The sequence below is a fragment of the Stenotrophomonas sp. IS26 genome (assembly GCF_054188265.1).
The window spans coordinates 40,715-57,311 of the sequence record NZ_JBSZJV010000011.1 but is presented as its reverse complement, the minus strand read 5'-3'; the positions used below and the strand labels follow the sequence as shown (position 1 = coordinate 57,311).

The 16,597-nt window shown below is 67.5% G+C and carries 16 protein-coding genes; 4 read left to right on the top strand and 12 right to left on the bottom strand.

The features are described from left to right. Positions 1-130 precede the first annotated feature (130 nt). The 8 genes from ACW6W5_RS11355 to ACW6W5_RS11320 all read right to left on the bottom strand — a co-directional run bounded on the left by ACW6W5_RS11355 (position 131) and on the right by ACW6W5_RS11320 (position 6,975). Positions 131-1,498: a leucyl aminopeptidase family protein gene (locus tag ACW6W5_RS11355; protein ID WP_152152882.1), complete on the bottom strand. Its 1,368-nt coding sequence runs from the start codon at positions 1,496-1,498 to the stop codon at positions 131-133. A gap of 28 nt (positions 1,499-1,526) precedes the next feature. Beyond that, positions 1,527-2,237 carry an HAD family hydrolase gene (locus ACW6W5_RS11350; RefSeq protein WP_121044173.1) on the bottom strand — a complete coding sequence of 237 codons (711 nt, stop codon included), beginning with the start codon at positions 2,235-2,237 and terminating at the stop codon, positions 1,527-1,529. 64 nt (positions 2,238-2,301) lie between these two features. Next, positions 2,302-2,778 carry a hypothetical protein gene (locus ACW6W5_RS11345; RefSeq protein ID WP_121044170.1) on the bottom strand — a complete coding sequence of 159 codons (477 nt, stop codon included), beginning with the start codon at positions 2,776-2,778 and terminating at the stop codon, positions 2,302-2,304. 85 nt (positions 2,779-2,863) lie between these two features. Then, a complete protein-coding gene (locus ACW6W5_RS11340; protein ID WP_121044167.1) occupies positions 2,864-3,955 on the bottom strand; it encodes an AI-2E family transporter in 1,092 nt (363 codons plus the stop codon). A gap of 136 nt (positions 3,956-4,091) precedes the next feature. After that, entirely contained in the window at positions 4,092-4,565 is a 474-nt protein-coding gene (locus ACW6W5_RS11335) for a protein sip-5 (RefSeq protein WP_121044164.1), read from the bottom strand. Continuing rightward, on the bottom strand, positions 4,562-5,062 hold the full coding sequence (locus ACW6W5_RS11330) for a phage holin family protein (RefSeq protein WP_193222801.1): 501 nt from the start codon (positions 5,060-5,062) through the stop codon (positions 4,562-4,564). Before ACW6W5_RS11330 ends, ACW6W5_RS11335 begins: the two co-directional genes overlap by 4 nt. Positions 5,063-5,070: 8 nt before the next feature. Next, entirely contained in the window at positions 5,071-5,436 is a 366-nt protein-coding gene (locus tag ACW6W5_RS11325; protein ID WP_121044161.1) for a hypothetical protein, read from the bottom strand. A gap of 111 nt (positions 5,437-5,547) precedes the next feature. Continuing rightward, on the bottom strand, positions 5,548-6,975 hold the full coding sequence (locus ACW6W5_RS11320) for a Do family serine endopeptidase (protein WP_152152880.1): 1,428 nt from the start codon (positions 6,973-6,975) through the stop codon (positions 5,548-5,550). Between the two features lie 555 nt (positions 6,976-7,530). Here ACW6W5_RS11320 and ACW6W5_RS11315 point away from each other — a divergent pair. Both ACW6W5_RS11315 and ACW6W5_RS11310 read left to right on the top strand, forming a co-directional pair. Then, positions 7,531-8,550 (top strand): histone, encoded by a 1,020-nt coding sequence (locus ACW6W5_RS11315; protein WP_152152878.1) that lies wholly within the window; start codon positions 7,531-7,533, stop codon positions 8,548-8,550. A gap of 264 nt (positions 8,551-8,814) precedes the next feature. Then, positions 8,815-9,510, top strand: a complete 696-nt coding sequence (locus tag ACW6W5_RS11310; protein WP_193222800.1) for a hypothetical protein — start codon at positions 8,815-8,817, stop codon at positions 9,508-9,510. 15 nt (positions 9,511-9,525) lie between these two features. Here the strand turns inward: ACW6W5_RS11310 and ACW6W5_RS11305 are convergent, their stop codons facing one another. Beyond that, on the bottom strand, positions 9,526-11,943 hold the full coding sequence (locus ACW6W5_RS11305) for a S9 family peptidase (RefSeq protein ID WP_152152876.1): 2,418 nt from the start codon (positions 11,941-11,943) through the stop codon (positions 9,526-9,528). Positions 11,944-12,112: 169 nt separating this feature from the next. Further along, the gene (locus ACW6W5_RS11300; RefSeq protein WP_121044145.1) at positions 12,113-12,472 is read right to left on the bottom strand and encodes a DUF1428 domain-containing protein; all 360 of its coding nucleotides are present in this window, start codon (positions 12,470-12,472) and stop codon (positions 12,113-12,115) included. Positions 12,473-13,147: 675 nt separating this feature from the next. On the opposite strand from ACW6W5_RS11300, the gene ACW6W5_RS11295 reads away from it, so the two are divergent. After that, a complete protein-coding gene (locus ACW6W5_RS11295; RefSeq protein WP_121044142.1) occupies positions 13,148-13,720 on the top strand; it encodes an OmpO family porin in 573 nt (190 codons plus the stop codon). Between the two features lie 132 nt (positions 13,721-13,852). Next, entirely contained in the window at positions 13,853-14,278 is a 426-nt protein-coding gene (locus ACW6W5_RS11290; RefSeq protein ID WP_121044139.1) for an NUDIX domain-containing protein, read from the top strand. Positions 14,279-14,297: 19 nt separating this feature from the next. On the opposite strand, the gene ACW6W5_RS11285 is transcribed toward ACW6W5_RS11290, so the two are convergent. Both ACW6W5_RS11285 and ACW6W5_RS11280 read right to left on the bottom strand, forming a co-directional pair. Further along, positions 14,298-15,401 (bottom strand): sugar kinase, encoded by a 1,104-nt coding sequence (locus ACW6W5_RS11285; protein ID WP_152152874.1) that lies wholly within the window; start codon positions 15,399-15,401, stop codon positions 14,298-14,300. After that, the gene (locus ACW6W5_RS11280) at positions 15,398-16,579 is read right to left on the bottom strand and encodes a GDSL-type esterase/lipase family protein (protein ID WP_121044136.1); all 1,182 of its coding nucleotides are present in this window, start codon (positions 16,577-16,579) and stop codon (positions 15,398-15,400) included. The genes ACW6W5_RS11285 and ACW6W5_RS11280 overlap by 4 nt, the downstream gene beginning before the upstream one ends. Positions 16,580-16,597 lie beyond the last annotated feature (18 nt).

The window sequence follows — 16,597 nt, the reverse complement described above, 5'->3', positions numbered from 1 at the left end:
GACAGGAGCATGGTGTCAGAACCCGGCGCAGGCCGATATTCACATTTTCGACAACGTTTCAAAAACGACGATCCCCGCCGGGGCGGGGATCGTGTGGTTCAGCGCGTGCCGGGCATCACCCGGCCGTGCCTCAGGCGTAGCGCGTCTTGAGCATCGCCCACGCCGAACGCAGCGCCAGCGCCTCGCCACCGGCCGGGCGGCCCGGGCGTTCGCCATCGTTCCAGGCGTATACATCCAGGTGCGCCCAGGTCTGGCCTTCCGCGATGAAGCGCTCCAGGTACAGCGCGGCGGTGACCGAGCCGGCCATGCGTGAACCGGCGTTGGCCAGATCCGCGATGTTGCTGTGCAGGTAGCGCAGGTACGGGCGCCACAGCGGCATGCGCCAGACCGGATCGCGCACCGATTCACCGGCCTGCAGCCACTGCTGGGCCAGGGTGTCGTCGTTGCTGAAGAGCGCCGGCAGGTCCGGGCCGAGCGCGATGCGGGCCGCGCCGGTCAGGGTGGCGAAATCGAGGACGATCTCCGGCTGCTGCTCGCTGGCATAGGTCAGTGCATCGGCGAGGATCACGCGCCCTTCGGCGTCGGTGTTGTCGATCTCGATGCTCAGGCCCTTGCGGGTGGCGATCACTTCGCCCGGGCGGAACGCATCCGGACCGATCGCGTTTTCCACCGCCGGGATCAGCAGGGTCAGCTGCACCGGCAACTGCTGGGCCATGATCAGGCCGGCCAGGCCCAGTGCGTGCGCGGCGCCGCCCATGTCCTTTTTCATGTTGCGCATGCCGTCGCCCGGCTTGATGTCCAGCCCGCCGGTATCGAAGCACACGCCCTTGCCGACCAGCGCCACATGCGGCTGGCCCGGGTTGCCCCAGCGCAGCACGATCAGGCGCGGCGCGCGATGCGAGGCGCGGCCCACTGCGTGGATGGACGGGAAGTTCTGCTCCAGCAACGCATCGCCGGTGATCACCTCGATCTGCGCACCATGCGCGGTGGCCAGCTCGCGCGCGGCGTCTTCGAGCTGCTGCGGCCCCATGTCTTCGGTCGGGGTGTTGACCCAGTCGCGCACGCGCAGGCTGGCGGCGATCACGTCGCGCACTTCAGCCGAGGGCGTGGCGGCCAGCTGGGCCGGCGCGCGGTTCGGTTTGCGATACCGCGCGAAGCGGTAGCTGCCCAGGCCCCAGCCGAGCTGCAGCAGGGTCTCGATCTCCGGTGCCAGTGCATCCGCCAGCGTCCAGACGGTGCCTTCGGGCAGCGCGAACGGCGCATGCGCGTAGCTGTAGACATCCCCCGGGTCGCCCACACCGACGATGGCGCCGGCCAGGCCGTGTTCGCCCGGCAGCAGCACCACGCTGCCACCGCTGCCGTTGAACCGCTGCGCATCCAGCCACGCGCCGAGCGCGTCGGATTGCTGCGCACGCCAGCCGGCGTACTGCTCGCGGGTCATCACGTGCAGCGGCAGGGCGTTGCGCGTCTCGGAAGTGAAACCGTTGATCTGGGACATGGGACTCGAGTGCTCCTTGGGCGGCGGCTTACGCGTGCTGGGCGGATGCGTTCGCATCCAGCCAGTCGGCCAACCCGGTCAGGGTGTCGAACTGCAGATCGGGCTGCAGTGAAGGGTGGGTCCAGGTGTGTTCTTCGCGGTTGATCCAGCAGCCGCGCAGGCCGGCCTGCATCGCACCGACCACGTCCATCTCGGCGTGGTCGCCGACGTGCAGTACCTGGGCAGGTGCGATGCCGAGGCGATCGCAGGCGGCGTGGAAAATGCTGGCGGCCGGCTTGGCCGCACCGTGCTCGCGCGAGCCGAGCTGGAAGGTGAAGTGGTGGGACACGCCAATCCGCTGCAGATCGGCATTGCCGTTGCTGAGCGCGGCGACCGGCACGCGCGCGGCGATCCGGGCCAGTGCGTCCATCGCATCCGGGTAGAACTCCACCTGGTTGCGCGCGGCGTAGAACGCCTCGTAGGCCGGTTCCAGCAGCGCCGGATCGGCGCCGCTTTTGTCCAGCGCCTCGCTCAGCGTCAACCGGCGCAGCGCGCTCAGGTCGTAGTGCAGGTGCGGGTTGTCATGGAAGGAGCGCTCGCGCAGTTCGCGCATCGCCGCCACCGGATACATCGCGGCGGTGGCGGGGCTGTGCTGGAGCATCCACTCGTACAACACCTGGTCGATGCGGGCGCCGATGGGGGCGAACGGCCACAAGGTGTCGTCGAGGTCGAGGGTGATGGCTTGGACTGGGAAATTCACCCCGCCATTCTACGCCTGCGCGCGCGGGCTTTCATGGCGCGCGCAGGCGCCGAGGTGAGGTGCTTCAGCGCAGGTCGTAGGAGCAGGCGATGGATGCCTGGCCCTCGTCCTGCCGCACGCTCAGGTCGTGGCGGCCCACTTCCAGCGTGTAGTCGCCGGCTTCATTGCGCGGAATCTTCGCCAGCGCTGCGATCTGGTCGATACCGGCCGTGCTGAAGTAGGCGGTATAGCTGTCGATGCTGTCCTCGCCGCTGGCGCCGTCGTACAGGTGCAGGCGGTTCACCGGCTGGCCCAGCACGAGCAATGGCGTGGTCAGCGCATACTCGCCATCGGACAGTTCGCCGTACGCCTGCAGCTCGGTCGGCTTGAGCACCTTTGCCAGCGCGGCGAACTGCGCAGGCGTCAGGTGACGCTTGCAGGTGACCGCCTCGATCAGCTGGCGGCTGGCCACCTCGGCGCTGGGTGGGGGACCGGCCAACGTCGGGGCAGCAAGGGTGACAAGGCCGGCGAGGGCGAGGCAACGGGCAGCGAGGGAAGACATCAGGGCCGGGATCCATCCGAAAAGGTGCCGGTATTCTGGCAGCACCGGGGATCGCGCGGCCAGCCGTATCCTTGCCCTGAACCGCTTATTCCAGCAGCTTGGCCCAGCCCTGGGTGCCATCCAGCCGCGCCAGCACCAGCTTGATGCAGACCAGCAGCGGCACCGCCAGAAGCAGGCCGATCATGCCCCACAGCCAGCCGAACACCATCAGCGCCAGGATCAGGATCAGCGGTGAGATCGCCATCCGGCGGCCGAGCACGATCGGCGTCACCACCTGGCCTTCGACGGTATGCAGGGCGAGATAGCACGCGGCCGGCAGCAGCGCCTGGAACGGATCGCTGAACTCCACGAAGCCCATCAGCAGCATCAGCGCCACGCCGATCAGCGGTCCCACATACGGCGCGAAGTTCAGCAGCGCCGCGACGGTGCCCCACAGCAGCGCCTCCTGCAGCGAGATGCCGAGCAGCAGCAGGATACCGGCGAACACCAGGCCGACCAGCGTGTTGATCACGGTGATGGTCAGCACATAGCGGGACACCTCGCGTTCGATCGAACGCAGGATGTCGGTCGTGAACCGTTGCTGCTGGCGGCTGGGGAACAGGGCGATGGCGTGCTTCTGCAGGCTCTGCCCGTAAATCATGAAGAACAGGGTCAACAGCACCACCGCCAGCACCGAAGCAGCCAACCGTGGTGCACGGGTCAGGACCTTGTAGGGATCATCCATCTGGGTGCGCACGATCTGCACCCGGCGGCTGCCTTCGCCACCGGCCACGCGCGCGAAGTTCTCGGCGGCCTGGTTGGCCTGCTGCACCGGCTTGGTCAGGTTCTGTACCTGGCGGGCGACCTTGCGCAGCTGCTGCGGTGCCTCCTGGGCCCACTCCATCGCCGGGCCCACCAACTGCACGCCCAGTGCGGCAGCGCCGCTCAGGCCCACGCCAAGCACCAGCACCGCACCGAGGAAACGGGGGATCCAGATCTTCTGCAGCACCCGCAGGATCGGGTTGCCGACCAGCGCGAAGAACATCGCCAGCAGGATCGGCAGCACCACGTCCTGCGCCGCCCACAGGGTAAAGGCCACGGCCAGGGTGGCCAGGATCACCAGCGACATCGGCGCGCGTGGCCGGGGCGGGGAAGGTGCGACAGCGGCTTCAGCGGAAGGGGATACCGGAACGCTCATGCAGGTCGCACACTGGAAAGGAGCGTCATTATTGGGCAAGCCGGGTGCGCATGGCGTGTGGGGGGCGTGCAGACGAAGAAAGGCCCCGCGACGGGTATCGCAGGGCCTTTGGATAGTGCATCCGAGCGCGGTGCGATCAGCGTTCGGACAGGTCCGTGGCGGCTTCCGCCGGTTGCGGCTGATGCGGCGAGGCCGGATCGGCACGCCGTTCCGGAGTGAGCCGTGGCGCGGCTGCTGCCGGAGCCCTAGCCGCCTGACGCGGCGCCTGATCGGTGGCGTCATCCACCTTGTCGGCCGCCTGCTCGGCGGTGTCAGCCGCTTCGCTGGCCTGCATCGAGGCGAACGCGGCCTGGGTACTGGCCACCAGATTGGAGACCGAGCCGATCATCTGCAGCCAACGCGCGCCCTGCACTTTCGCGCCGAGCCCGGTCGGCTCCAGCTTGCCGGCCAGGAAGCCGCCGGCAAGACCGACGGTGATGATGCGCAGCGGTGTCCATCCGGTACGCCAGACGGTGCTGAGGGTGGACCAGCTGCTGCGGGTTTTCTCCACCCGCACCGCTACCACCAGCTCGGCGCGCTGTACGCGTTGCCGCAAGGCTTCGAAGTTCATCGCTTCACCCCCGTGGTATCCACGTCGGCATCGGGATCTTCATCGCTCGGTTCGTCATACAGGCCCAGCCGCGACAACTGGCGGCGGGTGGCATGCATGCCGGTATGGCGGAAGAAGAACGAGACCCGCCACATCGCGTAACCGGTGACGAGCAGGCTGACGATCGACGTGATCAGCAGCGAATGGAACCAGGACAGGCCCCATCGCTGCATCAGGGCGATCAGCGTACCGGCCAGCAACAACCAGGCCGACGCGCCGAATACGATCGCCACGCCGGCCCAGGCCAGTGCCCGGCCAAACGCGCTGCGCGCCAATGCGAAGTCGGCCGAGGCCAACCGTCGCAGGGAGCGCAGCGTGTGCTTGGCCGAATCCACCGTCTCGCGACCGGCCTCACCCACCTGGCGGATGCTCTCGTCCAGGCGGGGTGCTTTTTCACCGCTGTCCGGTGGCGGGGTATCCGCGCCACCGGGGGCGGGCGACTGGGCTTGATCGCTCACGCCGCTGCTTACTTGTCGCCGCCGCTGCGGGCCAGCTTGGCGATGATCCAGCCGGCGGCGAAGGCGACGCCGAAGGAGGCCAGCGGACGCTCACGGATCAGTTCGGCGGCGCTGTCGACCAGGTCCTTGCCCTTGTCCATCAGTGCATCGACCTGTTCCTTGGCAGCGGCACCACCGAACTCGGCCGCGGCCAGACCGGACAGCGCGGTATCGGACAGCTCGGCCTTGACGTTGGCCTTGCCGAGGCGCAGCTCATCACCGGCAGCGCCGGTGGCGCCCTTGATCGCACCGCCGGCAGCGGTGGCCGCCGACTTCAGGTGCGAGCCGGCTTCGCCCAGGTGTTCCTTCAGGTTCTCGGTATTGGTGGGGCTCATCGTGTATCTCCTGCTATGCGATGGGGAAGGTGACCGCGGACGATCCGACGGCAACGAACACAAGGTAATAGCATCGGCCGGGTGTAAGCGACGTTACGGCTGACGCCGCGTTCAGCGCATCACCAGCTGGCCGCCGCCATTTCCCCGGATGATCCTGAGCACCAGCTGCGCCGGGCGCTGCTGGAAGTTGGCGCGCCAGCTGGCGAGGTCGGCAAACTCACCTGCCGTTGCCGCGGTGATCACGTCGCCCTGCGCAAGCCCGGAGGCTGCCGCGCGGCTGCCGCGTTTGACGTCACTGACCAACACCCCGCTGACACCGGCCTGGCGCAGCGACTCGGGCAGATCGACGAAGGTGGCCCCGCCCAAGCGCGGATCGAGCGACTCGCCGGTGACCGCGCGTGCCTGTTCTTTCAGCGTGGCCTTGATCTGCAGCGGCTTGCCCTCACGGCGCACGTCCAGGGTCAGCGTGCTGCCGACCGGTTGCAGGCCTTCCACGTTGTGCAGCGCCTGGGCACTGTCCACGCGCTGGCCGTTGGCCGACACCACCACATCGCCCGGCTTGAGTCCGGCGGTCGCGGCACTGGACCCGGCCAGCACGCGGGTCACCAGCGCCCCCCGCGTCTCGGTCAGCCCCAGGCCCTGCGCGATCTGCTGGGTCAGGTTCTGCGCCTCGATGCCGAGCGTGCCACGCACCACCACGCCGTGTTTGACCAGCTGGTCGACCACATCGCGCGCCAGGTTGGAGGGGATCGCCAGGCCCAGGCCGATGTTGCCGGCCATGCTGCCCTGCGGATTGAAACTGGCGGTATTGATGCCGACCAGTTGCCCCTGCAGGTTGACCAGCGCACCGCCGGAATTGCCCGGGTTGATCGAGGCATCGGTCTGGATGAAGTTCTGGTAGCCCAGCCCGCGGATGCCGCTGCGGCCCACCGCAGAGACGATGCCGGAGGTGACCGTCTGGCTGAAACCGAAGGGGTTGCCGATCGCCACCACGAAGTCGCCCACGCGCAGCTGGGCGCTGTCGCCGAGCTTGATCTCGGTCAGGTTGCCGGTCGGAATGCGGATCAACGCGACATCGGTATCGGCATCGGAGCCGATGAATTCAGCCTTCACCGTGCGCCCGTCGGCCAGGGTCACCTGCACGTCGTCGGCGTTGTCGATGACGTGATGGTTGGTCAGCACCAGGCCCTCGGCGGCATCGATGATGACGCCCGAGCCCAGTGATTCGTTGATGCGTTCCTGCGGCACTTCCGGGAACAGCCGGCGGAAGAACGGGTCGTTGAAATAGGGGTTGCGCACGCGCACCACCTGCTTGGTGTTGACGCTGACGACTGCCGGCATCACCCGCTCCAGCATCGGCGCCAGCGAGGGCACCGCCTGGCCGGCGATCGCTGCGGGCAGCGCGGCCGTGGTCGGAATCGTGTACGCGGCTGGCGCCGCTTCGGCACGGTTGTCCAGGTGCGCGTTGATGGCCGTGGCGGTGAACCCGCCGAAGGCAGCGGCGAGGGCGAGCGTGAGCAGGGTCGGGAGCGGTCGCATGGTCCGGCGGTTCCGTGTCGGAGGGGACGGGGCAGGGAAAACACGTATACGGTAATTCAACCTGAATGAGTGTGTCCGCAATCGGCTAAACCTTGGATGAAATTCGCCACGTCGTCGGCCTTGCGGTGACGTTGCCTGGGCACGGATGGCGGGGCCGATATGGGCCGGTGGCGAGGTGCGAAGGAGGGCGGTGTGGTGTGCCTGGCAACGTCCAGGCGCACCCGGGTCACGCACCCGCAGGGCGCATCCGCGTCATCGAAACCAGCGCAAATGCCGGGTGCGAGGGCAGGGAATGGATCAAGTGCGACGATCAATCATGGGCTCATTGAATGCAGCCGACATGCGCATCGAGACACATCGCGTGCGCCACGCGCTGGAGCGCCGATGCTGTTTTCAAGGGGTTTCGTGCAAGTGGTTGGTGCGTTGCTTGCTGCCGACGATGGGGGTGCTACTGTCGGCGTGGCACGAGCATCGCATCAAGACCGTTCCACGATGAACCGCGCCGGTATAGCATCGCCAGCGATTTGACTAACCAGGCCCCTTAGGAGGCACTCAATGAGCAACGGTAATGGTGTGACCACGGTTCTCTCGCAGACCGTCGAAGATGCAAAAGAAACCGCCACCAACGTCGGCGAGACCATCGCACACGTTGCGGAAGATGCCGTCGCTTCGGTCAAGAAGACCGCCAAGCGCGCCCGCAAGGCGGCCACCACCCAGGTCGCCAAGGTCAAGAAGGCCGTGACCAAGGTCGAGAAGACCGTCGCCAAGAAGGCTGACAAGGCGGCCAAGTCGGTCGGCAAGACCCTGGCCACCGCCAAGCAGAAGCTGGAAGCGGCCAAGAAGAACGCCAAGGCCGAAGCCACTGCCATCAAGAAGCAGGTCGCCAAGAAGAAGGCCACCGCTGAAAAGGCCGTGACCAAGACCACCAAGGCTGCCGGCAAGAAGGCCACGACCGCCAAGAAGGCCGTGACCAAGAAGGCGGCTGCTGCCAAGAAGACCGTGACCAAGAAGGTTGCCACCGCCAAGAAGGCTGTCGCCAAGAAGACCGCGACCGCCAAGAAGGCCGTGACCAAGAAGACCGCTGCCGCCAAGAAGACCGTCGGCAAGAAGGTCGCCGCTGCCAAGACCGCTGTTGCCAGGAAGTCGGCGACCGCCAAGAAGGCCGTGACCAAGAAGACCGCAGCGGCCAAGAAGGTGGCCGGCAAGAAGACCGCCGTCGCCAAGAAGACCGTCGGCAAGAAGGTCGCCACCGCCAAGAAGGCTGTGGTCAAGAAGTCGGCGACCGCCAAGAAGGCGGTGACCAAGAAGACCGCGACCACCAAGAAGGTGGCCGGCAAGAAGACCGCCGTCGCCCGCAAGTCGGTTGGCAAGAAGGTCGCCACCGCCAAGAAGGCCGTGACCAAGAAGACCGCAGCGGCCAAGAAGATCGTCGGCAAGAAGGTCGCTACCGCCAAGAAGGCTGTGGCCAAGAAGGCCCCGGCGAAGAAGGCTTCGGCTCGCAAGGCCGCGCCGGCCAAGCGTGCCGCCGCCAAGCCGGTTGCCCGCAAGGCACCGGCCAAGCGCGCGCGCAAGTAAGTAAGTAAGTTGTAACGTGCTGCTCCTGCCTGAGGGCGGGAGCGGCATGGTGGGAACGGCCTGTCCCCGTCCCCGGTCATTTGCCCGTCCCGGGTCATTTCGGCATCCCCGGTCGAGCGCATCGCGTCACTGTGCGATCAGGCTCCCGGATCATGCCCCCACTGTTCCGCTTCCCTCGGCTCCTGCGCCCAGCCGGAGCATGCTTGACGGTGCCTCCCTGCGTCTGTTGCTAACCTGACCGGCACACGTTCACGGGAAGATGCAATGCGCGGTCTCGACTTCAGCTCCTGGCAGGCCATGCTCTCCACCCTGGTCGGGTTGGCGATCATTACGTTGATCGGCGTCGGCATCCGGCTCCTGGTCATGCAGACCATGCAGCAGCGCCGCGAACGCGAGAATCGTCAGATCAACGAGCGTCTGCGTACGCTGATCGCCGCTTACAAGGTCCTTGGCGGCTCATTCACCGGCACGCTCGATGTCGATCCACGCCATCGCCGGGATTTCCGCGCGCTGCCCGACGGCAGCGAAGGCGGCGATGCGCTGCACCTGCCGGCGGAGGCCGAGAACGGTGGCGAGCGTGCGCGGCGGATCCGTGATGCGGTGGAAGCGGCCCTGTCGGACATCGTGCTGCTGGGCACCGACGAGCAGGTGCGCCTGGCCGCCCACGCCGCCAACGAGATGGCCCAGGGTCGCCTCGTTCCCACGGCCGAGCTGGTGGTGTCGCTGCGTGACTTCATCCGTCAGGCGCTGGACCTGGATCCGATTCCAACCACGGTCACCATCCCGCGCCAGGGTCCCGCACGGCCCTCGGCCGGTGCGAAGGGCAAGGGCGATGCGGGTGACAAGGGCGGCGGCAAAGGCGGCGGAGGGATGGGCGGTGGAGGCGGTGGTGGTATGGGAGGAATGGGCGGTGCTGGCATGGGAGGTGGAGCGGACGATACTGCCGACGCTCATCGCTGAGCGGCCCGCATCCGCTCACGGCGAGGCGGCCGCCCCGATCCGGTAGGGCGGCGGCGTCGCACCCATCAGATGGGTGACGAAGTAATCCCACATCCGGCGCATGTAGTAATCGTCGTTGCGGAACAGTTCGTGGTCCTGGTTGGGCAGGTAGAGCAGGTCGTAGTCCTTGTTGGCCAGCGTGAGGGCGCGCGCCAACTGCAGGGTCAACGCCGGCATCGCGTTCTCATCCAGGTCGCCGTAGACCAGCATCAGCCGACCCTGCAGGCGATCGGCCAGTGCATCGTTGGCCAGTGGCTGGAACAGCGCTGGCACTGCATCCGGTGCTGGGCGCACGGCGGTGCCGTCTGCATAGACCGGCTGGCCGCCGACCAGGCGGTCCATGCCGTGGATCGCGCCGCCGTACATGCCCTGGAAGCTGTGGCTGCCGGCCGAAGCCACCCCGACCTTGTAGAACGCCGGATGGCGCAGCAGGGCACGCGCCGCACTGTAGCCGCCGAAGGAATGCCCATAGATGCCGACCCGCGTCAGGTCCATGCCCGGATAACGTCTGGCCAGCTGGCGGATCGCCGCGACGTGATCGTCCAGCTGCAGATCCGCCGCGCTCAGGAAGCTGGCATCGTGGAAAGCCTTGGAACGTCCGGGTGTGCCACGCGCATCGATGCTCACCACCACGAAGCCGAGCTGGGCCAGGCTGGAGCGCGCGACGGGGTTCATCGTCGCGGTGGCGTCGACGAAGCCCACCGGGGTATTGGTGATGTGCGGTCCGCCGTACATGGCATCGATGACCGGATGCCGTCCATCCTCGCGGTAGCCAGGCGGCAGATAGACCGTGGCCTGCAGTTCGGTGCGTCCATCGGCGGCCAGGACACTCACCCGCTGCGGTGGCGTCCAGCCGGCGGCGCGCACGGCGCGGTCGTCGCCGCGCTCCAGTTCCAGCACGACCCGGCCATCGCCCGTTGAGCGCAGCACGCTGACCGGCGCCTGGTCCACCCGCGAGTAGCCATCGACCACGTACGCCGCCGAGGGCGACAGCAGGTGGGAGGGCCGCCCGCCCATGAGCACGCCGGTTCCGCCATCGATCGCGTGATCAGCTGCTTCCGGTGTCAGCAGGACCGGCGCGCCACCGTCCAGCGACACGCGGTACAGGCGTCGTTGGTACGGATCCCCCGGCTCGCGCCCGCCGGCGGTGAACAGCACCTGGCGACGCACCTCATCGACGCCGACCACATCGCGCACCAGCCATGCGCCCGTGGTCAGCTGACGGACGACACGTCCATCGCGGCGATCGACCAGGTACAGATGGCCCCAGCCATCGCGCTGCGAGAACCAGACGATGCCATCGTCGCGCTGCAGAACGTGCACCGCCGGCCGGTTGTAGGGATAGCTGTTGAGCTGCACGCGGGTATCGCTGCGCTCTTCCCGTACGGTACGCACGCCGCCGGTGCGGACATCCACCTCGACCAGACGCAGCCGCGCGGGGTGGTCATAGCGCACGATCGCCGTATAGACCTTGGCGGCATCGGCCGACCAGCCCAGCACGCCGGCCTCGGTCAACGTGTGCCAGCCCTCGGGAGCGGCGATGCTGCGTGTGCCGCCGCCCACTTCGGTGACGAACCATGCATCGCGGACCTGCTCGGCGTCGCCCAGCAGGCCCAGGCGTACTTCATGCACGACCGGGCGGAACCCGGTGGTCGGCGCAGTCGCCAGGTAGGGATAGGGCAGGACCTTGCGTTCGTCGTAGCGCACGCCGAACAGGCGCTGGCTGTCCGGTGACCAGGTGACCGCGAACGGCGGCATCTGCATCCGGCCTTCCCGTCGCGGAATGCCGCGCAATGCAAAATCGGGCAGTACCCCATAGCCGTACGAGGGCTCGCCATCCACGGTGAGCGCCCGTCGTTTACCGTCGGCACCACGCCGCAGCCACAGGTTGTCCTGCTCGACCCGCACGCTGTGCCGGCCGTCCGGCGCAGGCAGGTCGCGGGGATCGGCGACCGCTGAGGTTTGCAGCGCACACGGCAGCGGCAGCGTGCAGGCCACGACCTGCCTTGCGTCCACGCGCAGCGTGATCCGCAATCCATCGCCGCTGCGGGCGACGCGGTCCACCTGCTGCATCACCGCGCCTGGATCGGCGACCCCGGCAGCCTGCAGTGCCGCCTGCATGACGTTTTGGTCAAACAGCGCCGTGCGCGTGGAGGCCGCCGGATCGACCAGCAGGTAGCGGGTGCGGCCATCGTCCTCCTGGCGGGCATACCAGAAGCGGCCGTCCTCCAGCCAGTGTGGCGCGACGGTAGCATTGCGGACCTTGCCGCGCAGCCGCTGGTCGAGCACACGTTCGGCGCGCTGGTACTGCATCAGGCCCGGTGCCGCGGCCTTGGCCGGCGGGCTGGCGGTCGCGGTGACCGCCAGCCCCAGAACGAGCAGACAGTGAAACATTCCCGAACGTGCTGCGGCCATGCGTCTCGCTCCCTGATGACGGTCGCCCGGCAGGCAGCATCGTCCTCATGGCGCGTGCTCCTGTCAGCCTGGAGCCCCGAGCATGCCGGTGCTCCAGCGCGCACTCAAGCGGCGCTGCCGCAGCGGGTATGCCCTTCCTGGCCCCCGCTCAGCTCTTGAGTTCCACCACCGGCACGAAGCCGCCGTAGATCATCCGCTTACCGTCGAACGGCATCGGATTGTTCTCCGGGTTCATCCGCGGGTCCTCCATCATCTTCTGCATGCCGGCATCGCGCGTGGCCTTGTCCGGCCATTCGATCCAGGAGAACAACACGGCCTCATCATCCTTGGCCGCTACCGCGCGATGGAAGTCGGTCTGCTTGCCGTGCGGGACATCGTCGCCCCAGCACTCCACCACGCGCAGCGCACCATGCTCGATGCAGATCGCATCGCCCATCTGCGCGTGTTCCAGGAATTTCGCTTTGTTCGCGGTCGGCACGGCAAGTACAAAACCATCGATATAGGCCATGGCAAAAGCTCCAGATGACGCGCCGGGATGGGCGCCTTCATGACATACGACGAACCGGGGGATGGAACATCGACAGTGCGCGCGGTGGCCGTTGCGGGCGGTGAATCTGTCCAGGACGGTCACGAAGTGAACAAATTCAGCATCCAATCCGCCAATTTCGGCGGCCTTCGGGACAAACGTCAGAAAACTCTGAGTCATGGTGCGGAACATCCTGATAGGCCAGCTGACGCATTCAGCACATGATGGCCTTGCCGGGCAGGACGCCCCACGGCGCCCTGCGGTCCAACGCCCCACGGCACGGACCTCGGTGCATCCAGGAGGATGGACGCGTTAGCCGATAACTCCCCAAGAGCGGCTTCCCCAGCGCGTGACGCCCCGAAAGGGCACCGTCGTGACCAGAATCCTTTCCCCGCGCGGTTCCCGCGCGTGGCCTTCGCCCCGCCCCTTTTCAGTTACCCGCGTGATCGCCGCGCAGGACGGGCATTCACGTCCTCATCGCCTGAAAAAGGCCACGCGCGTATGCCAGAGCGCGTCTGAACGGCGCCCCAAAATTCACTTTTGTGCACGCGGTCAACTTCAGGGCGGGTTGTGTCGAATAACGGAGAATTTACATTCCCGATGCAGTCCGGCCTCCATGCCGGGTGCAAGTAGTCCAAGACATAAAGGTGTACCCCCATGAAGACTTCGTTGATTGCTCTGGCGCTGGCCGCCGCCCTCCCGTTCACCGCTTCGGCGGCTGAAGGCCTGTCCTACAACTACGCTGAAGCCGACTACGTCAAGACCGACGCAGATGGCGGGAAGGCCGACGGTTGGGGCGTGAAGGGTTCCTATGCCTTCCTGCCGAACTTCCACGCCTTCGGTGAGTACAACCAGCAGAAGACCGACATCGGCAACTTCAAGGTTGACCAGTGGCGCGTCGGCGTCGGCTACAACCAGGAAATCGGCAACAGCACCGACTTCGTGGGCCGCGTTGCCTACAACAAGTTCGACCCGAAGGAAGGCCTGGATTTCAACGGCTACAGCGCTGAAGCCGGTATCCGTACCGCGTTCGGCCAGCACGCCGAAGTCTATGCCATGGCCGGCTACGAGGATTACAGCAAGAAGCACGGCGTCAATCCGGATGGCCAGTTCTACGGCCGCCTGGGTGGCCAGGTGAAGTTGAACCAGAACTGGGGCATCAACGGCGACATCAAGATGGATCGCCATGGTGACAAGGAATGGTCGGTCGGCCCGCGCTTCAGCTGGTAATCCCAGCGTGACCGCATCGCCACGTGCCTGACCGGCGTGGCAGGAAAGGCCCGGCATTGCCGGGCCTTTTTCGTGAGCGCGATGTCCGCAGCGGGCGCGAGGGATAATGCGGCACCCTCATGGAGATGCCCAATGCCCCCGTCCTCCGATCTGCAGCAGCCTCGCCTCGGCTGTGGTGCCGTGATCCAGCGCGCCGACGGCGCGATCCTGCTGGTCCAGCGTGGGCGTCCGCCCGAGCAGGGGCATTGGGGGCTGCCCGGTGGCAAGGTCGATTGGATGGAAACCGTCGAACACGCGGTGATCCGTGAGGTGGAGGAGGAGACCGCACTCCAGGTGACGGTGGAGCGTCTGTTATGCGTGGTCGATCATTTCGAGCCGGCGCTTGCCCAGCACTGGGTCGCCCCGGTGTATCTGGTGCGCGCCCAGGACACCACGATCGCGTCCGTGCAGGAGCCCGAGGCACTGCTCGGGCTGGGCTGGTTCACCGCCGATGCACTGCCCGCGCCGCTGACACTCTCTACGCGCAAGGCCCTGGAACACCTCTCGATCGCGCACTGAGTCCTCGCGCGCAGGGCGCTCAGCGTCGTGCGGCGGCGCCATCTCCCCGCGCCACGGCCTCTACTTCGGCCAGGCTGGTGATGGCGTAGTCGCCCGGCGTGGACATCGCCAGCGCGCCATGTGCCGCACCCAGATCCACGGCCGCCTGCTCGCCCTTGCCGCTGAGCAGCGCATGCACCACGCCGGCCACGAAGGCATCGCCGCCGCCGACACGGTCGAGCAGATCCACTTCGCGTGCGTCGGAGACATACAGCTGCGACCGTGTGCGCAGCGCACCGGCCCAGCCGTGGCGGGCGGCGTTGGCGGCGTCGCGCAACGTGAACGCCACCGCCTGCAGCGCCGGGAACTGCGCCATCGCGCGCACGGCGGCCGCCTCCGCCGGCCCGACATCCATCGGCGTGTGGCGGCGACCAAGATCGCTCAGGTCCATCCCCAGGCACGCGGCGAACGAATACTCATCGCCGATCAACAGATCGCACTCGGCCGCGATGGCGCAGTTGGCGTGACGCGCGGCATCCGGGTCGGGATGGCTGTTCCAGAGGCTGGCGCGGTAGTTGAGATCGTAGGAGACCGCCACGCCGCGCCGGCGTGCGGCCCGCACTGCGGTGATCGCGGTCTGCGCGCTGTGCTCGGACAGCGCGGCGAAGATCCCACCGGTGTGCAGCCAGCGCACGCCGTGTTGCCCGAACAGCGCATCCCAGTCGAACGCCTCCGGCTGCAGCTGCGAGGCCGCCGAGTACGCGCGATCGGAAATACCCAGCGGCGCACGCACCCCGAAACCGCGCTCGGTGAAGTTCAGGCCCATGCGGGTGTTGCGGCCGATGCCATCGTAGTCGCGCCACACGATCTGGCTGGCATCCACCCCGCCGGCCTGGATCAGCTGCTGCGCAAGCAGGCCCAACTCGTTGCGCGGCAGGGCGGTGAGCACCCCGGTGCGATGGGCGAAGGTGCTGCACAGGCCGCGGGCGACGTTGTACTCGCCACCGCCCTCCCACACGTCGAACTGGCGCGCGCTGCGGATCCGGCCTTCGCCGGGATCGAAGCGCAGCATCACCTCTCCCAGCGCCAGCGCGTCCCAACGCTGGCCATTCTCGGCCGCAATCTGGAAGGTCTGGGCACTCATCGCGCCGGGCACCCGAGCAGCGCCAGGTCGATCCCGTCGGCCATGCGCCGGTAGCCCTCGTCGTTGGGATGCAGGTGGTCGCGGGTGATGTCCTCGGGCAGGTTCTCCGGGTTGGCCGGATCACGCAGGATCTGGTCGAAGTCGATCAGGCCATCGAAACCGCTGCGCCCGCCGCGCATCCAGGTGTTGAGCGTGGTGCGGGTGGCGGCGGCGATCGGCTCGTACCGGTCCGAACCACCGAAGGGCGTGATCGTGGCGGCGATCGGGCGAATGCCGTTGCTGTGCAGGCGCTCGGCGATCTGCCGGTAGCCCAGCACCATGTCCTCTGCGTTGCGGCCGGCCACGGGTGGGGTGCCGCCATCATGGCGGATGTCGTTGATGCCTTCGAACAGGATCACGCGGTCCACGTTCGGCAGCGCGATCACATCGCGGTCCAGCCGCGCCAGCGCGCTGTGGCTGCGGCCGTGGTCCATGACCTTGTTGCCGCTGATGCCGGCGTTGACGACCACCACCTGATCCGGGCACGCCTGCTGCAGACGGGCGGACAGCAGTGCAGGCCAGTCGCCATTGCTGCCGCGGGTGGCGGTGGCGCCTTCGGTGATGGAGTCGCCGAGGGCAACCACCACGATCGGCGTGCGCGTGCGTTCGGCGAGCACGGCGGAGACCACGTTCTGCCGGTAGGCGAGTTTGACCGCGTCGCCCACGGTGGCTGCGCGGCCATCGGCGATGCGCAGCGCGGTGCGGCGCACGGCCGGTCGTGTGGCATCCGGGAAATACACGGTGAGCGAGACGTCGGCCAGCGCCGGCGCCGTGATCGCGACCGGGTCGCTGAGCAGCGCAGCGCCGACCGGCACCACGATCTCGCCGCGACCATTGAAGGTGACCGGCTTGGCCGCGGTGGCGGTGCCGGTGAGGTGGGCCGAGGCCCCGCCGATATGCAGCGGGGCCTGGCCGAGTTCATTGCTGATGCGGAAGCGCAGGGCGCGGGCCGAACTGGCCAGGCGCATGTCCTGGCGCACGGTCTGGTTGGCGAACTGCACCGGGGCCTCGGGGGTGCCATCAAGACGATCCGGTGCCGGCGAGGCGGTCCAGGCCGGCACCCAGACCTGGGCCTGGGCGGGCAGCGCCGCAGCGCTGGTGGCAAGTGCAAGAGAGAATGCAGTGATCCAGCGCAGCATGGCGGCCCTCCCAGGCGG

Bases quoted from the DNA above. Each gene is read 5' to 3' on its own strand.
- ACW6W5_RS11355 (WP_152152882.1), bottom strand. From the start codon at position 1,498: ATGTCCCAGATCAACGGTTTCACTTCCGAGACGCGCAACGCCCTGCCG.
- ACW6W5_RS11345 (WP_121044170.1), bottom strand. From the start codon at position 2,778: ATGTCTTCCCTCGCTGCCCGTTGCCTCGCCCTCGCCGGCCTTGTCACC.
- ACW6W5_RS11340 (WP_121044167.1), bottom strand. From the start codon at position 3,955: ATGAGCGTTCCGGTATCCCCTTCCGCTGAAGCCGCTGTCGCACCTTCC.
- ACW6W5_RS11335 (WP_121044164.1), bottom strand. From the start codon at position 4,565: ATGAACTTCGAAGCCTTGCGGCAACGCGTACAGCGCGCCGAGCTGGTG.
- ACW6W5_RS11325 (WP_121044161.1), bottom strand. From the start codon at position 5,436: ATGAGCCCCACCAATACCGAGAACCTGAAGGAACACCTGGGCGAAGCC.
- ACW6W5_RS11320 (WP_152152880.1), bottom strand. From the start codon at position 6,975: ATGCGACCGCTCCCGACCCTGCTCACGCTCGCCCTCGCCGCTGCCTTC.
- ACW6W5_RS11315 (WP_152152878.1), top strand. From the start codon at position 7,531: ATGAGCAACGGTAATGGTGTGACCACGGTTCTCTCGCAGACCGTCGAA.
- ACW6W5_RS11310 (WP_193222800.1), top strand. From the start codon at position 8,815: ATGCGCGGTCTCGACTTCAGCTCCTGGCAGGCCATGCTCTCCACCCTG.
- ACW6W5_RS11305 (WP_152152876.1), bottom strand. From the start codon at position 11,943: ATGTTTCACTGTCTGCTCGTTCTGGGGCTGGCGGTCACCGCGACCGCC.
- ACW6W5_RS11300 (WP_121044145.1), bottom strand. From the start codon at position 12,472: ATGGCCTATATCGATGGTTTTGTACTTGCCGTGCCGACCGCGAACAAA.
- ACW6W5_RS11295 (WP_121044142.1), top strand. From the start codon at position 13,148: ATGAAGACTTCGTTGATTGCTCTGGCGCTGGCCGCCGCCCTCCCGTTC.
- ACW6W5_RS11290 (WP_121044139.1), top strand. From the start codon at position 13,853: ATGCCCCCGTCCTCCGATCTGCAGCAGCCTCGCCTCGGCTGTGGTGCC.
- ACW6W5_RS11285 (WP_152152874.1), bottom strand. From the start codon at position 15,401: ATGAGTGCCCAGACCTTCCAGATTGCGGCCGAGAATGGCCAGCGTTGG.
- ACW6W5_RS11280 (WP_121044136.1), bottom strand. From the start codon at position 16,579: ATGCTGCGCTGGATCACTGCATTCTCTCTTGCACTTGCCACCAGCGCT.